General features: G+C 70.3%; 19 protein-coding genes. 8 read left to right on the top strand and 11 right to left on the bottom strand.

The genetic code is table 11. From position 1 onward, the window contains the following. The first annotated feature begins 25 nt into the window (after positions 1 to 25). The 4 genes from ACQHIV_RS27740 (at position 26) to ACQHIV_RS27755 (ending at position 3,387) form a co-directional block, all read left to right on the top strand. Positions 26 to 688, top strand: a complete 663-nt coding sequence (locus ACQHIV_RS27740; protein WP_427886540.1) for a haloacid dehalogenase type II — start codon at positions 26 to 28, stop codon at positions 686 to 688. A gap of 71 nt (positions 689 to 759) precedes the next feature. Then, on the top strand, positions 760 to 1,971 hold the full coding sequence (gene nhaA / locus ACQHIV_RS27745; protein WP_427886542.1) for a Na+/H+ antiporter NhaA: 1,212 nt from the start codon (positions 760 to 762) through the stop codon (positions 1,969 to 1,971). Between the two features lie 46 nt (positions 1,972 to 2,017). Then, positions 2,018 to 2,464: a phage holin family protein gene (locus ACQHIV_RS27750; protein WP_427886544.1), complete on the top strand. Its 447-nt coding sequence runs from the start codon at positions 2,018 to 2,020 to the stop codon at positions 2,462 to 2,464. 50 nt (positions 2,465 to 2,514) lie between these two features. Then, positions 2,515 to 3,387: an alpha/beta fold hydrolase gene (locus ACQHIV_RS27755; RefSeq protein WP_427896576.1), complete on the top strand. Its 873-nt coding sequence runs from the start codon at positions 2,515 to 2,517 to the stop codon at positions 3,385 to 3,387. Here ACQHIV_RS27755 and ACQHIV_RS27760 read toward each other — a convergent pair. The 6 genes from ACQHIV_RS27760 to nth all read right to left on the bottom strand — a co-directional run bounded on the left by ACQHIV_RS27760 (position 3,367) and on the right by nth (position 7,963). Continuing rightward, positions 3,367 to 4,065 (bottom strand): hypothetical protein, encoded by a 699-nt coding sequence (locus ACQHIV_RS27760; RefSeq protein ID WP_427886545.1) that lies wholly within the window; start codon positions 4,063 to 4,065, stop codon positions 3,367 to 3,369. The two genes, ACQHIV_RS27755 and ACQHIV_RS27760, sit on opposite strands and share 21 nt — an antisense overlap. Next, positions 4,058 to 4,570, bottom strand: coding sequence for a SigE family RNA polymerase sigma factor (locus ACQHIV_RS27765; protein ID WP_427886547.1), 513 nt, complete (start codon positions 4,568 to 4,570; stop codon positions 4,058 to 4,060). Before ACQHIV_RS27765 ends, ACQHIV_RS27760 begins: the two co-directional genes overlap by 8 nt. Positions 4,571 to 4,618: 48 nt before the next feature. Then, the gene (locus tag ACQHIV_RS27770) at positions 4,619 to 5,791 is read right to left on the bottom strand and encodes a MarP family serine protease (RefSeq protein WP_427886549.1); all 1,173 of its coding nucleotides are present in this window, start codon (positions 5,789 to 5,791) and stop codon (positions 4,619 to 4,621) included. After that, positions 5,788 to 6,549: an NUDIX hydrolase gene (locus ACQHIV_RS27775; RefSeq protein WP_427886551.1), complete on the bottom strand. Its 762-nt coding sequence runs from the start codon at positions 6,547 to 6,549 to the stop codon at positions 5,788 to 5,790. Before ACQHIV_RS27775 ends, ACQHIV_RS27770 begins: the two co-directional genes overlap by 4 nt. After that, a complete protein-coding gene (locus ACQHIV_RS27780; RefSeq protein ID WP_427886553.1) occupies positions 6,546 to 7,019 on the bottom strand; it encodes a TlpA family protein disulfide reductase in 474 nt (157 codons plus the stop codon). The genes ACQHIV_RS27775 and ACQHIV_RS27780 overlap by 4 nt, the downstream gene beginning before the upstream one ends. Before the next feature lie 179 nt (positions 7,020 to 7,198). Then, complete coding sequence (nth, locus tag ACQHIV_RS27785; protein WP_427886555.1) at positions 7,199 to 7,963, bottom strand: endonuclease III; 765 nt, start codon at positions 7,961 to 7,963, stop codon at positions 7,199 to 7,201. Positions 7,964 to 8,097: 134 nt separating this feature from the next. Here nth and ACQHIV_RS27790 point away from each other — a divergent pair, with 134 nt between their 5' ends. Next, positions 8,098 to 8,775, top strand: coding sequence for a Crp/Fnr family transcriptional regulator (locus tag ACQHIV_RS27790; RefSeq protein ID WP_141857382.1), 678 nt, complete (start codon positions 8,098 to 8,100; stop codon positions 8,773 to 8,775). Here the strand turns inward: ACQHIV_RS27790 and ACQHIV_RS27795 are convergent. The 4 genes from ACQHIV_RS27795 to ACQHIV_RS27810 are packed head-to-tail and all read right to left on the bottom strand — an operon-like array spanning position 8,772 to position 10,983. Beyond that, positions 8,772 to 9,539: an MBL fold metallo-hydrolase gene (locus ACQHIV_RS27795; RefSeq protein ID WP_427886556.1), complete on the bottom strand. Its 768-nt coding sequence runs from the start codon at positions 9,537 to 9,539 to the stop codon at positions 8,772 to 8,774. The two genes, ACQHIV_RS27790 and ACQHIV_RS27795, sit on opposite strands and share 4 nt — an antisense overlap. Further along, on the bottom strand, positions 9,536 to 10,357 hold the full coding sequence (locus ACQHIV_RS27800; RefSeq protein WP_427886558.1) for an NUDIX hydrolase: 822 nt from the start codon (positions 10,355 to 10,357) through the stop codon (positions 9,536 to 9,538). Before ACQHIV_RS27800 ends, ACQHIV_RS27795 begins: the two co-directional genes overlap by 4 nt. Positions 10,358 to 10,363: 6 nt before the next feature. After that, complete coding sequence (locus ACQHIV_RS27805; protein WP_427886559.1) at positions 10,364 to 10,825, bottom strand: RidA family protein; 462 nt, start codon at positions 10,823 to 10,825, stop codon at positions 10,364 to 10,366. Continuing rightward, complete coding sequence (locus tag ACQHIV_RS27810; RefSeq protein ID WP_130386959.1) at positions 10,822 to 10,983, bottom strand: DUF4177 domain-containing protein; 162 nt, start codon at positions 10,981 to 10,983, stop codon at positions 10,822 to 10,824. Before ACQHIV_RS27810 ends, ACQHIV_RS27805 begins: the two co-directional genes overlap by 4 nt. Before the next feature lie 50 nt (positions 10,984 to 11,033). Between ACQHIV_RS27810 and ACQHIV_RS27815 the strand changes: the two genes are divergently transcribed. After that, positions 11,034 to 11,984 carry an ArsA-related P-loop ATPase gene (locus tag ACQHIV_RS27815; protein ID WP_427886561.1) on the top strand — a complete coding sequence of 317 codons (951 nt, stop codon included), beginning with the start codon at positions 11,034 to 11,036 and terminating at the stop codon, positions 11,982 to 11,984. 52 nt (positions 11,985 to 12,036) lie between these two features. Next, a complete protein-coding gene (locus ACQHIV_RS27820) occupies positions 12,037 to 13,158 on the top strand; it encodes an ArsA family ATPase (RefSeq protein ID WP_427886563.1) in 1,122 nt (373 codons plus the stop codon). Between the two features lie 43 nt (positions 13,159 to 13,201). On the opposite strand, the gene ACQHIV_RS27825 is transcribed toward ACQHIV_RS27820, so the two are convergent. Continuing rightward, positions 13,202 to 13,543, bottom strand: a complete 342-nt coding sequence (locus tag ACQHIV_RS27825) for a YciI family protein (protein ID WP_427886565.1) — start codon at positions 13,541 to 13,543, stop codon at positions 13,202 to 13,204. A gap of 170 nt (positions 13,544 to 13,713) precedes the next feature. Here ACQHIV_RS27825 and lon point away from each other — a divergent pair, with 170 nt between their 5' ends. Next, positions 13,714 to 16,065: an endopeptidase La gene (gene lon, locus ACQHIV_RS27830; protein WP_427886567.1), complete on the top strand. Its 2,352-nt coding sequence runs from the start codon at positions 13,714 to 13,716 to the stop codon at positions 16,063 to 16,065. Positions 16,066 to 16,083 lie beyond the last annotated feature (18 nt).

Genomic DNA, 16,083 nt, shown 5'->3' on the forward strand with positions numbered 1-16,083 from the left:
CCGATCCAAGATATGAGGAGTCCTGATGCTCGACGTACTGGTGCTCGACGTCAACGAGACCCTGACCGACATGGAGCCGCTGCGGGACGGGTTCGAGGCGGCCGGGCTGCCCCGGCACGGGCTCGACGAGTGGTTCACGGCGATCCTGCGGGACGGGTTCGCGCTGACCGCGGTCGGCGAGTACGCCGCCTTCCGCGACCTGGCCGCCGACCTGCTTGAGGCGCAACTGATCGCTGCTGGGGCGGAAGCGACGGAGGAAGTGGTAGGAGGCGTGCTGTCCGGATTCACCAGGCTGCCCCTGCACCCGGACGTCGCGCCCGGGCTGCGGAAGATCCGCGAGGCGGGAATCCGGATCGTCACGCTCACGAACGGCGCGGCAGGAATGTCCGAAAACATATTCCAGAACGGCGGAATCCTGCCGCTGCTCGAGCACCGGCTGGACGTATCGGTGCCGCGCCGCTGGAAGCCGCACCCGGACGCCTACCGGTACGCCGCCGAGGTCTGCGGCGTGCCCGTGGAGCGGATGGCGCTCGCCGCGGTCCACCCCTGGGACATCGACGGCGCCGCCCGGGCCGGCCTGCGGACGGCGTACGTCGACCGCAGGAGAACGCCGTACCCACGGGCTTTCCGCACGCCCGACAGGCAGGTCCTCGATTTCGAGGCGCTGGCGGCGGAGATCACCAGGTAAAATACCGAGGAGGGTGTGCCGGGAAGTCTGGTCGGCGTCCGTCCGAACGACCCCGAAAACGAAGGGCCGACATGAGCCAGCACCCTCGGATCCGGCAGAAGAAGCGTGCGTTCCCCCGTGTCCTCGGGCGGGAACGCGCGTTCCTCGCCGACATGCTGCGCGCCGAGACCACCGGCGGGTTGTTGTTGCTCGCGGCCACGATCGTCGCGCTGGTCTGGGCGAACTCGCCGTGGCAGGACGCGTACCACCACCTCCGCGACGCGCAGCTCGGCCCGCTCACGGTCGAGGCCTGGGCGTCGGACGGCGCGCTGACGCTGTTCTTCTACCTGGCCGGCGTCGAACTGAAGCGCGAGCTCGTGGTCGGCTCGCTGTCGAAGCTCAGCGAGGCGGTCGTCCCGGTGGTCGCAGCGCTCGCCGGAATGATGCTCCCGGCAATCATCTACGTGATCGTCAACGTCAGCGCCGGCGGCAACCCGCACGGCTGGGCTGTACCGACCGCGACCGACATCGCGTTCGCCCTGGCCGTGCTGGCGATCGTCGGCTCGTCGCTGCCGAGCGCCCTGCGGGCGTTCCTGCTGACGCTCGCGGTGGTCGACGACTTCGGCGCGATCCTGATCATCGCGGTGTTCTTCTCGCACGGCTTCCACCTGCTGTCGCTGCTCGCCGCCGTCGCCCTGATCGCGCTCTGGTACGTCCTGCAGCGACGCCGCGTCCGTACGCCGTTCCTCTACATCCCGATCGCCCTCGGCGCGTGGTGGTTCATGCACGAGTCCGGGATCCACGCCACGATCGCGGGCGTCGCGCTCGGCCTGGTCACCCGGGTGGTCGCGGACCCGGCGGAGAAGGAGGCGCCGGCCGAGCGGATCGAGCACCGGCTGCGGCCGTGGTCCGCGGGCGTCGCCGTACCGGTGTTCGCGCTGTTCGCCGCGGGCGTCACGTTGAGCGGCAGCGCCGTCCGGGAGATGCTCACCGACCCGGTCGCGATCGGGGTGGCGGCCGGGCTGTTGTTCGGGAAGGCGATCGGGGTGTTCGGCGGGTCGTGGCTGACCGCGCGGTTCACGCGGGCCGAGCTGAACTCGGACCTGGCCTGGCGGGACGTCGCCGCGGTGTCGGTGCTGGCCGGGATCGGATTCACGGTCGCGCTGCTGATCGCGCAGCTCGCGTTCGGCTCCGACGTCGCCCAGATCGAGCGCGCGAAGGCCGCCGTACTGGTCGCGTCGGTGCTCGCGGCGCTGATCGCGAGTCTGCTGCTGGCTCGCCGCAACCGCGCGTACGCCGATTGACCGTGGGCACTGACGGTAGTGTCAGGCCTGTCCGGAAGGAGTTGCGATGTCGATGAACGGGGACGACGAGCCCACGGTCGGCCAACTGGTCGCGAACGTCAGCAAGGAACTGTCCAGCCTGATCCGCAGCGAGGTCGAGCTCGCGAAGACCGAGCTGAAGAAGACCGCGGTCGCGGCCGGCACCGGGGCGGGGATGTTCGCGGCGGCTGCCTTCCTGGCACTGCTCGCGGTCATCCTGCTGTGCATCTCCGCGGCGTACGGGCTGGTCGCGGCCGGCCTGCACCCGGCCATCGCGTTCCTGATCGTGGCCGGCGCGTTCCTGCTGATCGGCGCGATCCTGGTCCTGATCGGGCTCCGGGCGCTGAAGAGCGCAAAGGGACCGACCCGGACGATCGAGAGCTCGAAGAAGTCGGTCGAGGCGCTGAAGGCGATCGGCAAGGGGCACGACGAGGACACCACGTACGCGCTGCCCGAGCCGGGCGTACGGCGCTGAGCCCGGCGGGAGTCGTCGACCTGCTGGTCGACGGCCCCTGGTCGCACTCACTGGTCGCGGCCAACGGGGCACGGTTCCACGTCGCGGAGTGTGGCGCGGCGGACGATCCACTCGTCCTGTTCCTGCACGGCTTCCCGGAGTTCTGGTGGGCCTGGCGGCACCAGCTCCCGGTGGTCGCGGCCGCCGGGTACCGCGCGGTCGCGATGGACCTGCGCGGGTACGGCGCCAGCGACAAGACGCCGCGCGGCTACGACCCGTACACCGCGGCCGCGGACGTGTCCGGCGTGATCCGCTCGCTCGGGGCGACGGACGCGGTCGTCGTCGGGCACGGGTGGGGCGGGTTCATCGGGTGGTCGGCCGCCGTACTGGCGCCCCGTCAGGTACGCGCGCTGGCCGCGGTGTCCGCGCCGCACCCGCTGCTGCTGACCCGCTCCGGGCAGACGAAGGCGGTGACCCGGACCGCCTGGTTCCAGCTGCCGGTCCTGCCCGAACGCCGGCTGCTCGCGCAGGACGGTATCCACATCGAACGCCTGCTCCGCGCCTGGGCCGCGCCGGGCGGCCCGTTCCCGGACGCCGAGGCCTCCCGCCGGTACCGCGCCGCCCTCCAGGTGTGGCCGGCGCCGCACTGCGCGCTGGAGTACCACCGCTGGTTCGCCCGGTCCCGCTTGCGCCCGGACGGCCGCAAGTACTCGAACCTGATGCGTACGCCGGTCGCCGTACCTGTCCTGCAACTCCAGGGCGCCCAGGACTCGGCCGTCTCCCCTACCGCGACCACACCGCCGGACCTGGTCACGGCCCCGCTCCGCCACGAGCTCATCACCACGGCCGGGCATTTCCCGCACGAGGAATCGCCCGGCCTCTTCAACCGTGTGCTCCTCGACTGGCTGTCGACGACCCGGCAGTCAGCGGTTCCAGGGGCCTAGGTTCTGCGTGATGACCCAGTGTGCGCCTCGCGGCTCGACCCGGTATCGCGCCGAGGTCGTGCCCTGGCATCCGGTCGGCATCGACAGTGCCACGTCGACCTCCAGATAGTTGCCCTTGTCAAGCACGTCGCTGAGCTGGATGATCGCGGTCTCGGGATAGTCGGCGCAGCTCACATCGTCGGGCAGCGACCGGTCGAGAACCCGCACCGGCATCAGCCGGATCGTGTGCGCAACGATCATCACCCGCTGGTTCGGGGAGAACTGCGGTCCGGGGCGTACCCGGCCCGGTGCCGCGCTCGAACTGTCGACTACAACTGCCTTGGTGAACCGGCTGAACCCGGCCGGCTTCGGCTGCGGATTCTTGAACGACCGGAGCATCACGCCGACTGCCAGGCCCCAGATGTCGGCGTCCCTGGTCGTGTAGGTGGTCGACGTCCGGGACACAGCGGCGGCAGGTTGGGTCGTGGTGGTCCGGGGGATGCGTTGGACGCCGTACAGCGTCCCGGTGAGCACGACCAGGACCGTGGCCGCGGCCAGCAGGACCGGAATTGCCCTGCGCCGCATGTGTGCGGACGGTACGTGGTTCTCGTGGGGTAGCGCTTGGCCGACCCTGGCCTCGCGGTCCGCGAAGGTCTCGCGCAGCAGAGTACCGAGCTCTTCGTCGGTCAGATCAGGCATGTCCGTTCGCCTCCTCGGCGGTCAGGTATTGGCGCAGGGTCGACAGCGCGCGGGCGGCGTTCGATCGGACGGTGGCCGCGGCCACGCCCAGAAGTTCAGCGATCTCGGCGTCCGGCAGGTCCTCGTAGTACCGCAGAACCATGACGGCGCGTTGTTTGCGCGGCAACCTGGCCAGCAGCTGCCAGATGGCGTCCCGCTGCGCCTGCCGCGGACCGATGTCGTCGTAGGTCGGCCGGTCGATCGGCTCGGCCAGCAGCACCTCCTTGTTCTTGAGCAGCCTGCGCCAGCTCAGGAACTCGTTCAGCACCATCCTGCGGAGGTAGGCTTCCGGACGCTCGAGACCGCTGATCCGTACCCACTTCCGGTGGGCCCTGGCCAGCACTGTCTGCACCAGGTCCTCTGCGGTGTGCTCGTTCCCGGTCAGCATCACACCGAGCCGCAACAACCGACGCTCACTCGCCTGCACGACATCGACGTACGAGTGCGTCGACTCCACTTCACTCATCAGCACCGTCACACCAGGTCAACGCGGCGGGCGTGCCCGCCTGCTGCATCAGGTGCAGGATTGAGTGGAGACGTCCTGTGTCGCGGTGGCGCCGGTACGGGCGTCGGCGGCTACCTGCTGGGCGGTGAGGACGTAGCCGGTGCGGTTGTCCTCGACCGAGGCGGCGAAGACGACGCCGTACACGGTGCCCTTGTTGGACAGCAGCGGGCCGCCGGAGTTGCCGGGGCGGACCGAGGCCCAGATCGAGAACGCGTCCCGGGTGACGGTCTTGTCGCCGTAGATGTCCGGGCCGCGGAGGCGCTCCTCGGAGCGGATCCGGGCCGGCTCGGCGTCGAACGGGCCGTTCTCCGGGTAGCCGAGGACGACCGCGGACGCGTCCGCCTTCCCAGTCAGGTCGAAGGACAGCGGAGTGGCGTTCAGGTTCTTCACGTACAGCACCGCGATGTCGGTCTCCGGGTCGAAGACGACCACCTTCGCGTCGTACTTCTTGCCGTTCACCTCGACCTGCGGGGAGCTGACGCCGGCGACCACGTGCGCATTCGTCATCACTCGCTGCGGGGCGTACACGAAACCGCTACCCTCGAGACCGCGGGAGCAGTTCGCGACACCGGTGACCTTCGCGATCCGGCTGTACGCGTCCCGGACCGGCTGCTGCCGGGAGATCGCCGCGTCCGGCGGCTGCGTCTCGCGGATCCGCTCCGGCACGAACGGGTCCAGGAACCGCGGGAACAGGTCCGTGTTCACCACGTTGTTGAACGACGCCAGCGCCCGGTCCGCACTCGCCGGCAGTACTTCGTCGACCTTCGCGAGCACATGCGACCCGCGGACCGCCGACGTCACGCTCGGGATCCGCGCGCCGCTGACCGCGACACCGAGCACCCAGGCGACGATCAGCACCGACGCGGCCGCCAGCGCGGCGCCGCCGAGCGCGTCCAGGAACCGGATCGGCTTCCAGGACAGCCGGTTCCGGACCCGGGTGCCGATCATCGCCCCGATCGTCCGCCCGGCCGCGCCCAGCAGTACGACCAGCACCAGCGCGACGAACGACACCGTCACGCTCGGTGAGAAGTTGTCCAGGATCTTCGGCACGCCCCAGACCCCGAGCCCGGCACCGACCAGCAGGCCGATGGTGGCGCAGGCGCCCAGCACGAAGCCCTCGACATACCCCGAGATCGCCACCAGCGCGGTGACGATCAGCAACGCCCAGTCGAGGTGGCTCACTCCACACCTTTCGGATCAGGCCCCTGCGCGTGGCCGAGGTCGTGCTCGATCGCCGTCATCCGGCGGACGTCCTCCGGCCGGCGCCCTTCGCTGCGCCAGGCCGCCTCGACCAGCCGGTCGGGCAACGGTACGACGTTCGAGGGGTCCCAGTCTCGGTACCAGCCGCCGAGCAGCAGCAATTTGTCCAGCAGACCGGCTGTGAACCCCCAGATGTACAGGTCACCGATCGTGAACGCCGGGCCGGTGAAGCCGCTCGGGTGCAGGCAGCTGATCCGGTTCGCCGGGTCCGCGAGCGCGCTCAACGGGACCTGGTGCACGGACGCCACCTCGGCCGGGTCGACCACCGCGACCGGTGACGGCGTACGCCACCAGGCCAGCACGGGCGACACGCCGAAGTTGCTCACCGGCACCCAGAGCGCCGGCCAGATCTCGAACGGGACCACGCCGGCCGGGTCCAGGCCGGTCTCCTCCTCGGCCTCACGGAGCGCCGTACGGACCAGTCCCGCGTCGCCGGTGCCGTCCTCCGGGTCCGCGCCGCCGCCCGGGAACGCCATCTGGCCGGCGTGCTTGCGGAGTGTCCAGGCGCGCTCGGTGAGCAGCACCTCGGGACCCTCGGCGTTGCCGTCGGCAAGCAAGATCAGGACGGCGGACTTGCGTACCGAGGGGTCGTCGGGCGGGAGGAAGCGGGAGAGCAGGTTCGGGTCGACGTTCTCGGACGCCTTCGCCAACGGGTGCAGCCAGTCGGGGATCTCGTTCATGGGGTCACCCCGAGTTTGTCCTGCACCAGTTGGTCGAGTTGGTGCTGGGACGTCAGTACGCCGCGGTGTACGTAGGCGATCGAGCCGTCCTTCGCGACGAAGACGGTCAGCGGCGGGCCGCCGACCTTCAGGGCGCGCTGGATCGACTTGTCCTGGTCCTTCACGTGTGGGTACGCGAGGCCTTCCTCGCGGGCGAACTTCACCGCCAGCTCCGGGCGCGGGTCGTCGTAGTCGATGCCGAGCATGCCGACCTTGCCGGACTTCGCCAGCTTCGCCAGGTACGGCGCTTCCGCACGGCACGGGCCGCACCACTGGGCCCACACATTCAGCACCAACGGACCACGGAGGTCCGCCAGCCGCACATCCGGTCCGTCCCCCAGACACGGCAGGCTCACATCCGGCAGTCCATTACTCACCACCGGCTTCGACGGCGTCGCCGTACAACCCACCAACTCCCCCGTCACCCCCACAGACGGCGTCCCCGCCCCATCCGCAGCCTCAGAACCACACCCCGCCAACACCCCAACCATCACCACCACCGGCACCCACCCCACCCAACGGGACCACGGGCGGGCGGTAGCACCACCGGACGGCTGCCGGGCGGGTGGGCCGTCGAGGGCGTGGTGGGGTGACGAGCGGGGGTGTGGGGTCATGCGGGGGTCTTCACCAGCTTGGCGGCGGCTTCCGGGTTGGTGGGGCCGGTGCCGTAGGAGGGGCACCATTGGGCGATGGGGCAGGCGCCGCAGGCCGGCTTCTTCGCGTGGCAGCGGCGGCGGCCGTGGAAGATCAGGCGGTGCGAGAGCATCGTCCAGTCCTTCTTCGGGAAAAGCTCCCCGATGATGTGCTCGACCTTGACCGGGTCCTCCTCGGTCGTCCAGCCGAACCGGCGGACCAGCCGCCCGAAGTGCGTGTCGACCGTGATCCCCGGCACGCCGAACGCGTTCCCCAGGACCACGTTCGCGGTCTTCCGCCCGGTGCCGGGCAGCTTCACGAGCTCCTCCAGCTTGCCCGGTACGACGCCGTCGTAGTCGTCGACGAGCGCCTGGCCGAGCTTGATCACGCTGTTCGTCTTCGCCCGGAAGAACCCGGTCGGCTTGAGGATCGTCTCCATCTCGTCCCGGTCGGCCTCGGCGTACGCCTGGGCGGTCGGGTACTTCGCGAACAGCGTCGGAGTCACCTTGTTCACCGTGACGTCGGTGGTCTGTGCCGACAGGATGGTGGCCACCAGCAACTCGAGCGGGGTCGTGAAGTCCAGCTCGCAGTGGGCGTCCGGATACGTCTCGGTCAGCACCTTGTGCATCTTGCGGGCCCGGCGGACCAGCTGGGTATGGGTCTCGTCGGCGTACACGGGGGCCTTGCGGGGGAGCTTCAGCGGGACCGCCGCAAGCGGCTCCGCGACACGCGGGGATGGCATGGAGGCAAGCCTACGTGGCGGTGCCGACACCCGAGGGGCTACGGTTTTGTGGCGACCGGGTGTACACATATCGGTCGACGGACGTGGCGGATCCCACGTCCGGAGTCGTGGTCGAAGGTCCTAGGAGGCCAAAAGTGGATGCCGCAGTGCTCCGACAGGCACCGCTGTTCAGTCAGCTCGACGACGAAGCCGCCGACGCACTGGCTGCTTCGATGACCGAGAGTCGGCTGCGCCGCGGTCAGGTGCTGTTCCACGAGGGCGACTCCGGTGACCGGCTCTTCGTCGTCGTCGAGGGCAAGGTCAAGCTCGGCCGGACCTCCGCCGACGGGCGGGAGAACCTGATCGCGGTCCTCGGGCCGGGCCAGATGTTCGGTGAGCTGTCGCTGTTCGACCCGGGCCCGCGGTCCGCGACCGTCACCGCGGTCACCGACGCCTCGCTGATGTCGCTGACCCACGACGAGCTGCTCCGCTGGCTGGACGGCCGCCCGGCGGTCGCCCGCGGCCTGCTGCTGCAGCTGGCCGGCCGGCTCCGCAAGGTCTCCGACGTGGTCGCCGACCTGGTGTTCTCCGACGTACCGGGCCGGGTCGCGAAGGCGCTGCTGGACCTCGCCAGCCGCTTCGGCCGGACCGCCGACGACGGCGTCCACGTCCACCACGACCTCACCCAGGAGGAGCTCGCCCAGCTGGTCGGCGCCTCCCGCGAGACCGTCAACAAGGCGCTGGCCGACTTCGCCTCCCGCGGCTGGGTCCGCCTCGAGCCGCGCTCCGTCGTACTCCTGGACGTCGACCGCCTTCAGCGCCGCGCCCGCTAACTGTCCAGGTAATCCAGCTGCGCCCGCACCGAGAGTTCGGCGGCGGGCCAGAGGGTCTTGTCCACGTCGGCGTAGACGTGTTCGACCACCGCTTCGGGGGTGGTGTGGCCTTCGGCGACGGCGGCGCGGACCTGGTTGAGGCGGTCCTGGCGGTGCTTGACGTAGTACGACAGGACATCGGCGGGGGCGTCGACGACGGGGCCGTGGCCGGGTAGCAGGCGCAGTACGTCGGCCGCCGAGTTCGCGAAGGCGCGGAGGCGGTCGAGGGAGTCCAGGTACGGGCCGAGGGCGCCGTCCGGGTACGCGACCACCGACGTACCGCGGCCGAGGACCGTGTCACCGGTGAGCAGCGAGCCGTCCTGCGGGAGCCAGAAGCAGACCGAGTCGAGGGTGTGGCCGGGCGTCGGCAGGACCTCGACGCGGAGGTCGCCGGCGGTGATCACGTCGCCCTCGGCGAGGCCGTGCGCGTGGTCGGTCGGGATCCGGCACTCGGGGTCCACCGCGCGGACGCCGCAGCCCGCCTGGTTCGCGAACCAGGCCGCGCCCTCGGAGTGGTCGAGGTGTTTGTGGGTGAGCAGTACGACGGAGACCTTGCCGGCGGCTTCGAGTACGGCGCGGAGGTGGTCCTCCATCAGCGGACCCGGGTCGACGACGACGGACTGCTCGCTGCCCGGGGCGCGGAGGATCCAGGTGTTGGTGCCGTCGAGCGTCATCAGGCCCGGGTTGCCGGCGCGGACGAGGGTGGCGTAGTCGGTGACTTTCATGTGGTCTCCAGATAGGCCCGGTCGCCGTCGACGCGCACCGTGGGCATGATCGCCCGGATCTCGCGGTCGCCGGCCGCGGCCAGGATCGCCGGTACGTCGCCGTACCGGGTGAGGTCGTGGCAGCAGACGTACGTCGGGGGCAGCATCAGCATCTCGCCGGCGTCGACAGCCTGTACCGCGTCCGCGGGGCGGATCCAGGTGACCTGGTCGGACTCGCTCGTCACGTCGCGGGTGACCTGGCCGGCCGGGAGCGCGGCGACGAAGAACGCGGTGTCGTACCGCTTGGGCTCGAACTCCGGGGTGATCCAGTGCGCCCACGGCCGCAGCAGGTCGGCGCGGAGCAGCAGGTGGCGGCGGTGCAGGAACTCGGAGAAGCCGAGCTCGCGGGTCTCGAGCGCGACCCGGTCGGCCTCCCAGTCGGCGCCGGTGGTGTCGTCGACGACCGCGTCGGGGGTGGGGCCGGCGAGCAGTACGCCGGACTCCTCGAAGGTCTCCCGCACCGCGGCCGCGACGTACGCCGCCGCCATCTCCGCCGAACACCCGAGCCGCTCCCCGAACCACCCCGGCGCCGGCCCGAACCACGAGTCCGCCACCGTCGAGTCCGTCGGATCGACCCGCCCACCCGGAAACACCGTCATCCCCGCCGCGAACGCCATCGTCCGCTGCCGCCGCAGCAGGTACACCTCCAGGGGTGCGTTGCGGAGGAGGATGACGGTGGATGCCGGCCGGGCGGGGGTCGCGGTACGGGTGCCGTGGGCGTACTCGAGGGCGGTCTCCGCCATCCGGCCGGTCATCAACTGCGAGGTGAGGTCTCGCACGAGCGGTCAGCTGACCTCGACGATCAGTTCGACCTCGACCGGGGCGTCGAGCGGCAGGACCGGTACGCCGACCGCGCTGCGGGCGTGGGCTCCGGCCGCCTCGAAGACCTGGCCGAACAGTTCGGAGGCGCCGTTCGCGACCTGGGGCTGGCCGGTGAAGTCGGGGGTGGAGGCGATGAACGCGACCGCCTTCACGATCCGCTGGACGTTCGCCAGGTCGCCGATCTCCGCCTTGACCGCGGCGAGCGCGTTCAGCGCGCACTGCTGGGCGCACTCGCTGGCCACCTCGGGCGTGACGGCGTCGCCGACCTTGCCGGTGGCGATCAGGGTGCCCTCGCGCAGCGGCAGCTGGCCGGACGTGTAGACGAGGTTCCCGGTCCGGACGGCCGGGACGTACGCGGCGACCGGCTTCGCGACCTCGGGCAGCTTCAGGCCGAGCTCGGCCAGCTTCTCTTCCGGGTGGCTCACTTGTCCTCGATCTCCCGCTTGAAGTAGGCGACCAGGTTCTCCGGGTTCATCCCCGGGACGACCTGGACCAGCTCCCAGCCGTCCTGGCCGAAGTTGTCCAGGATCTCCTTGGTCGAGTGGACCAGCAGCGGCGCGGTGAAGTACTCGAACTTCTTCATAACAGGGGACTCTAACCGTGTGTGCTGCGCCACGTCCTACCCTGGGACCTATGGCGCGACTGCACGTGGTCACCGGTAAGGGGGGCACCGGGAAGACAACCGTTGCGGCCGCCATGGCCCTGGCCCTGGCGGAGGAGGGCAAGCGGGTCCTGCTCTGCGAGGTGGAGGGCCGGCAGGGCCTCGCCCAGCTCTTCGACGTACCACCCCTGCCGTACGTCGAACGCCGCATCGCGCAGGGCCCCGGCGGCGGGGAGGTGTTCGCGCTGGCCGTGGACGCAGAAGCCGCGCTGCTCGAGTACCTCGACATGTACTACCACCTCGGCCGCGCCGGGAAGGCCCTGGAGAAGGTCGGCGCGATCGACTTCGTCACCACGATCGCCCCGGGGCTCCGCGACGTACTGCTGACCGGCAAGGTGTACGAGGCGACCCGCCGGAAGGTACAGGGCAAGCTCGCGTACGACGCCGTCGTACTGGACGCGCCGCCGACCGGGCGGATCGCGCCGTTCCTGAACGTGAACACCGAGGTCGCGGGCCTCGCCAAGGTCGGCCCGATCCGGAACCAGGCGGACGCGATCATGGGCATGCTGCGCTCCGACATCACCCGGATCCACCTGGTCACGCTGCTCGAGGAGATGCCGGTCCAGGAGACGCTGGACGCGGTCGAGCAGCTGCAGAAGCTGGACCTGACGATCGGGTCGATCGTGGTGAACATGGTCCGGAACAGCCCGCTCGACGACGACGCGCTCGCCCTTGCGGTGAAGGAGAAACTGCCCGCCGCCGAGCTGACCCGCGGGCTGAAGGCGGCCGGGCTGACGATCGGCGACGACCTGGTCGGGACGCTCGCAGCGGAGGCCCGCGACTACGCCGTCCGGGTCGGGCTGGAACGCGAGAACCGCGACCGGATCGATGCCCTGGGCAAGAAGGTGACCGAGTTGACGCTGCAGCCGGAGGGGATCGACCAGGGAGCCCTGCTGGACCTCGCCGAGGAGCTGCGCGGATGACGCGGCGGGGCGTGAGAGTGGTGTGGGTGCGAGCGGGCGGAGGACTCGGGCGGTGAGCGAGCTGGATCTGGATGCGCTGATCGACGACGCCGGTACGCGGATCATCGTGACGTGTGGTGCCGGTGGGGTCGGCAAGACGACGACGGCGGCCGCGCTCGGGCTGCGGGCGGCCGAGCGCGGGCGGAAGGTCGTCGTACTGACGATCGACCCGGCGCGGCGGCTGGCGCAGTCGCTCGGGCTGACCGAGCTGGACAACGTCCCGCGCGCGGTGGCCGGGGCGAACCCGACGAACGGCGGCCGGCTGGACGCGATGATGCTGGACATGAAGCGGACGTTCGACGACGTCGTACTGCAGCACGCGACGCCGGAGAAGGCCGAGCAGATCCTCGCGAACCCGTTCTACCAGGCGCTGTCGTCGTCGTTCGCGGGGACGCAGGAGTACATGGCGATGGAGAAGCTCGGCCAGCTGCACCACCAGGCCGAGCGGACCGGCGACTGGGACCTGATCATCGTCGACACCCCGCCGTCCCGCTCCGCGCTCGACTTCCTGGACGCGCCGGAGCGGCTCGCCTCGCTGCTGGAGGGGCGGTTCCTGCGGCTGCTGCTCGCCCCGGCGCGCGGGCCGTTCAAGTTGATGTCGGCGGGCGTGAACATGGCGATGTCGGTGCTGAACAAGGTGCTCGGCGCTCAGGTGCTGACCGACGTACAGACGTTCGTTGCGGCGTTCGACACGCTGTTCGGCGGGTTCCGGCAGCGGGCCGAGCAGACCGTGGCGCTGCTGCGCGAGCCGCACACCGCGTTCCTCGTGGTGGCCGCGCCGCAGAACGACGCGCTGCGGGAGGCGTCGTACTTCGCCGAGCGGCTGCGGGCCGAGGGAATGCCGCTGGCCGGCGTCGTACTGAACCGGGTGACGACGACGCAGGCCTCAGAGCTGTCGGCCGAGCGGTCACTCGCTGCCGCCGAGAAGCTCGAGGAAGCGGACAAGTCGCCGCTGACCGCCGCCGTGCTGCGGTTGCACGCCGACAAGATGCAGCAGGTCGTCGGCGACCACAAGCGCGCCGAACGCTTCCGTCGCGGCCACCGGGCGATCCGCACGATCGAGGTCCCCGCCCTGCCCGACGACGTCCACGACCTGGGTGGGCTGCGAACGATCGGCGAACTCCTCACCGCCTAGCGCGGACCGCCATCCAGGCAGCTGGATGGCGGTCCGGAAGACCTCAGCCGATCCGTCGAACCTCCTGGGGCCAGCCGCACGCCTCGGCGATCTTGCCGGCCCACACCTTCGCGGTGTCGTCGTCCGCCACGGAGATGATGCTCAAGCCGCCCAGGTACTCCTTGGTGTCGGCGAACGGCCCATCGGTGACCTCGAGCGTGCCGCTGGTCGCGTCGGCGCTGAAGGCCTTGTCGATGTCCTCCTCCAGCCCACCGGCGAACACGTAGACGCCGGCGTCCTTCATCTCCTGCACGACCGCCTTGGCGAGCGGGCCGCGCCCCTTGAACCACTCCTCGCTGTGATCGCCCACCCACTGCTGGTTGAAGTAGATGATGTATTGGCTCATGGCTGCTCCGTAAGTCGTCTCGGTTGCGGACTCGTTGCCCGCGTCGACATCTCCACGAACTGGACCCGGCGGATCCGACAAGTTCGCTCACGGTGAAATCGGGCCGGGAATTACCTGCTTACACCCGTGGTTGAGCCTGTCAGACTCAATCTTGAAAAGGGTGTGACAGCGTGACCGATACGTTGAATCTTCCTGTTCTGCCGCTGGACGACGTCGTGGTCCTGCCGGGGATGGTCGTGCCGGTCCGACTCGCCGACAGCGAGGCCCGGGCGGCGATCGATGCCGCGCAGGCCGCGGGTCAGGACCAGGTGCTCCTGGTGCCGCGACTGGACGGGAAATATGCGAAGGCCGGGACGCTCGGTGAGATCGAGCAGATCGGCCGGCTGCCGGGCGGTGCCCAGGCGGCCGTGATCCGGGGGACCCAGCGGGTCCGGATCGGCGCCGGGACCACCGGTCCGGGTGCCGCGCTCTGGGTGGGCGCGACGGTGATGCACGAGATCACCGACGACCGCTCGGCGGAGCTGGCCCGCGAGTACAAGACCCTGACGACCTCCGTGCTGCAGCGTCGCGGCGCGTACCAGGTCATCGATTCGATCAAGCAGGTCGACGACCCGTCGGAGCTGTCCGACCTGGCCGGCTACGCGTCGTACCTGAGCAACGAGCAGAAGTCCTGGCTGGTGGAGAACGCGAACGTCTCCGAGCGGCTGGAGAAGCTGATCGGCTGGGTGAAGGACCACCTCGCCGAGCTCGAGGTCTCCGAGACGATCCAGAAGGACGTCCAGGAGGGCATGGAGAAGCAGCAGCGGGAGTTCCTGCTGCGCCAGCAGATGGCCGCGATCCGCAAGGAACTGGCCGAGCTGGACGGCAAGGCCGAGTCCGAGGAAGAGGACTACCGGGCCCGCGTCGAGGCGGCCGACCTGCCGGAGCACGTCCGCAAGGCCGCGCTCGCCGAGGTCGACAAGCTCGAGCGGACGTCCGACCAGTCCCCCGAGGTCGGCTGGATCCGGACCTGGCTGGACACCGTCCTCGAGCTGCCGTGGAACGAGCGGACCGAGGACAGCTACGACATTCGCGAGGCGCGGGCCGTGCTGGACGCGGACCACGCCGGGCTCGATGACGTGAAGCAGCGCATCACGGAGTACCTGGCCGTACGGCGTCGCCGCGCGGACCGTGGTCTCGGTGTCGTCGGCGGTCGCCGCAGTGGCGCCGTACTGGCGCTCGTCGGTCCGCCTGGCGTGGGTAAGACCTCGCTGGGTGAGTCCGTGGCGCGGGCCATGGGCCGCAAGTTCGTCCGGGTCGCGCTGGGTGGCGTCCGGGACGAGGCCGAGATCCGCGGTCACCGCCGGACGTACGTCGGTGCGCTGCCGGGCCGGATCGTCCGGGCCATCACCGAGGCGGGTTCGATGAACCCCGTCGTACTGCTGGACGAGATCGACAAGGTGGGCGCGGACTACCGGGGCGACCCGACCGCCGCACTGCTGGAGGTCCTCGACCCGGCGCAGAACCACACCTTCCGGGACCACTACCTGGAGGTCGAGCTGGACCTGTCCGACGTGGTCTTCCTGGCCACGGCGAACGTACTGGACTCCATCCCGGCGCCGCTGCTGGACCGGATGGAACTGGTGCAGCTGGACGGGTACACCGAGGACGAGAAGGTCGTCATCGCCCGTGACCACCTGCTCCCGCGTCAGCTGGAGCGGGCGGGCCTGACGGCGGACGAAGTGACCGTCGAGGACTCGGCGTTGCGGCTGCTCGCGGGTGAGTACACCCGGGAGGCCGGCGTACGGCAGCTGGAGCGTGGCATCTCCCGCGTGCTGCGGAAGGTGACGGCCAAGCTCGCCCTGGGCGAGGACCTGGGCCGGCTGACGATCGGCTCCGGTGACCTGAAGGAGTACCTGGGCTCGCCCAAGTTCACGCCGGAGTCGGTGGAGCGTACGGCGCTGCCGGGTGTGGCGACCGGCCTGGCCGTAACGGGTGCCGGTGGTGACGTGCTCTTCGTCGAGGCGTCGCTGGCCGACAAGGAGACCGGGCCGACCGGAGTCACGTTGACCGGGCAGCTGGGTGACGTGATGAAGGAGTCGGCGCAGATCGCCCTGTCGTACCTGCGCTCGCACGGCGCGGAGCTGGGGCTGCCGGTCGGCGACCTGGCCGAGCGGAACGCCCACATCCACGTACCGGCCGGTGCCGTCCCGAAGGACGGACCGTCGGCGGGTGTGACGATGACAACGGCGCTGGCGTCGCTGCTGTCCGGACGGCCGGTCCGTTCGGAGGTCGCGATGACCGGTGAGGTGTCGCTGACCGGACGGGTGCTCCCGATCGGTGGCGTGAAGCAGAAGCTGCTCGCCGCCCACCGGGCCGGGCTGACCACGATCCTGATCCCGAAGCGGAACGAGCCGGACCTGGAAGACGTGCCGGCGTCCGTGCTCGCGGAGCTGACCGTGCACCCGGTGAGCGACGTACGCGAGGTGCTGGAGCTGGCGCTGGAGCCGGCCGAGGTGCAGGCGCACCAGTACGCCGCATAACGCAGTACGGAGAGGGGC

This window comes from Kribbella polygonati (genome assembly GCF_050320105.1).
Classification (GTDB): Bacteria; Actinomycetota; Actinomycetes; order Propionibacteriales; family Kribbellaceae; genus Kribbella.

Coding starts and splice junctions, on each gene's coding strand:
- ACQHIV_RS27765 (WP_427886547.1), bottom strand. CDS start 4,570: ATGAGTGAAGTGGAGTCGACGCACTCGTACGTCGATGTCGTGCAGGCG.
- ACQHIV_RS27775 (WP_427886551.1), bottom strand. CDS start 6,549: ATGAACGAGATCCCCGACTGGCTGCACCCGTTGGCGAAGGCGTCCGAG.
- nhaA (WP_427886542.1), top strand. CDS start 760: ATGAGCCAGCACCCTCGGATCCGGCAGAAGAAGCGTGCGTTCCCCCGT.
- nth (WP_427886555.1), bottom strand. CDS start 7,963: ATGCCATCCCCGCGTGTCGCGGAGCCGCTTGCGGCGGTCCCGCTGAAG.
- ACQHIV_RS27795 (WP_427886556.1), bottom strand. CDS start 9,539: ATGAAAGTCACCGACTACGCCACCCTCGTCCGCGCCGGCAACCCGGGC.
- ACQHIV_RS27750 (WP_427886544.1), top strand. CDS start 2,018: ATGTCGATGAACGGGGACGACGAGCCCACGGTCGGCCAACTGGTCGCG.
- ACQHIV_RS27760 (WP_427886545.1), bottom strand. CDS start 4,065: ATGCCTGATCTGACCGACGAAGAGCTCGGTACTCTGCTGCGCGAGACC.
- ACQHIV_RS27810 (WP_130386959.1), bottom strand. CDS start 10,983: ATGAAGAAGTTCGAGTACTTCACCGCGCCGCTGCTGGTCCACTCGACC.
- ACQHIV_RS27815 (WP_427886561.1), top strand. CDS start 11,034: ATGGCGCGACTGCACGTGGTCACCGGTAAGGGGGGCACCGGGAAGACA.
- ACQHIV_RS27740 (WP_427886540.1), top strand. CDS start 26: ATGCTCGACGTACTGGTGCTCGACGTCAACGAGACCCTGACCGACATG.
- ACQHIV_RS27825 (WP_427886565.1), bottom strand. CDS start 13,543: ATGAGCCAATACATCATCTACTTCAACCAGCAGTGGGTGGGCGATCAC.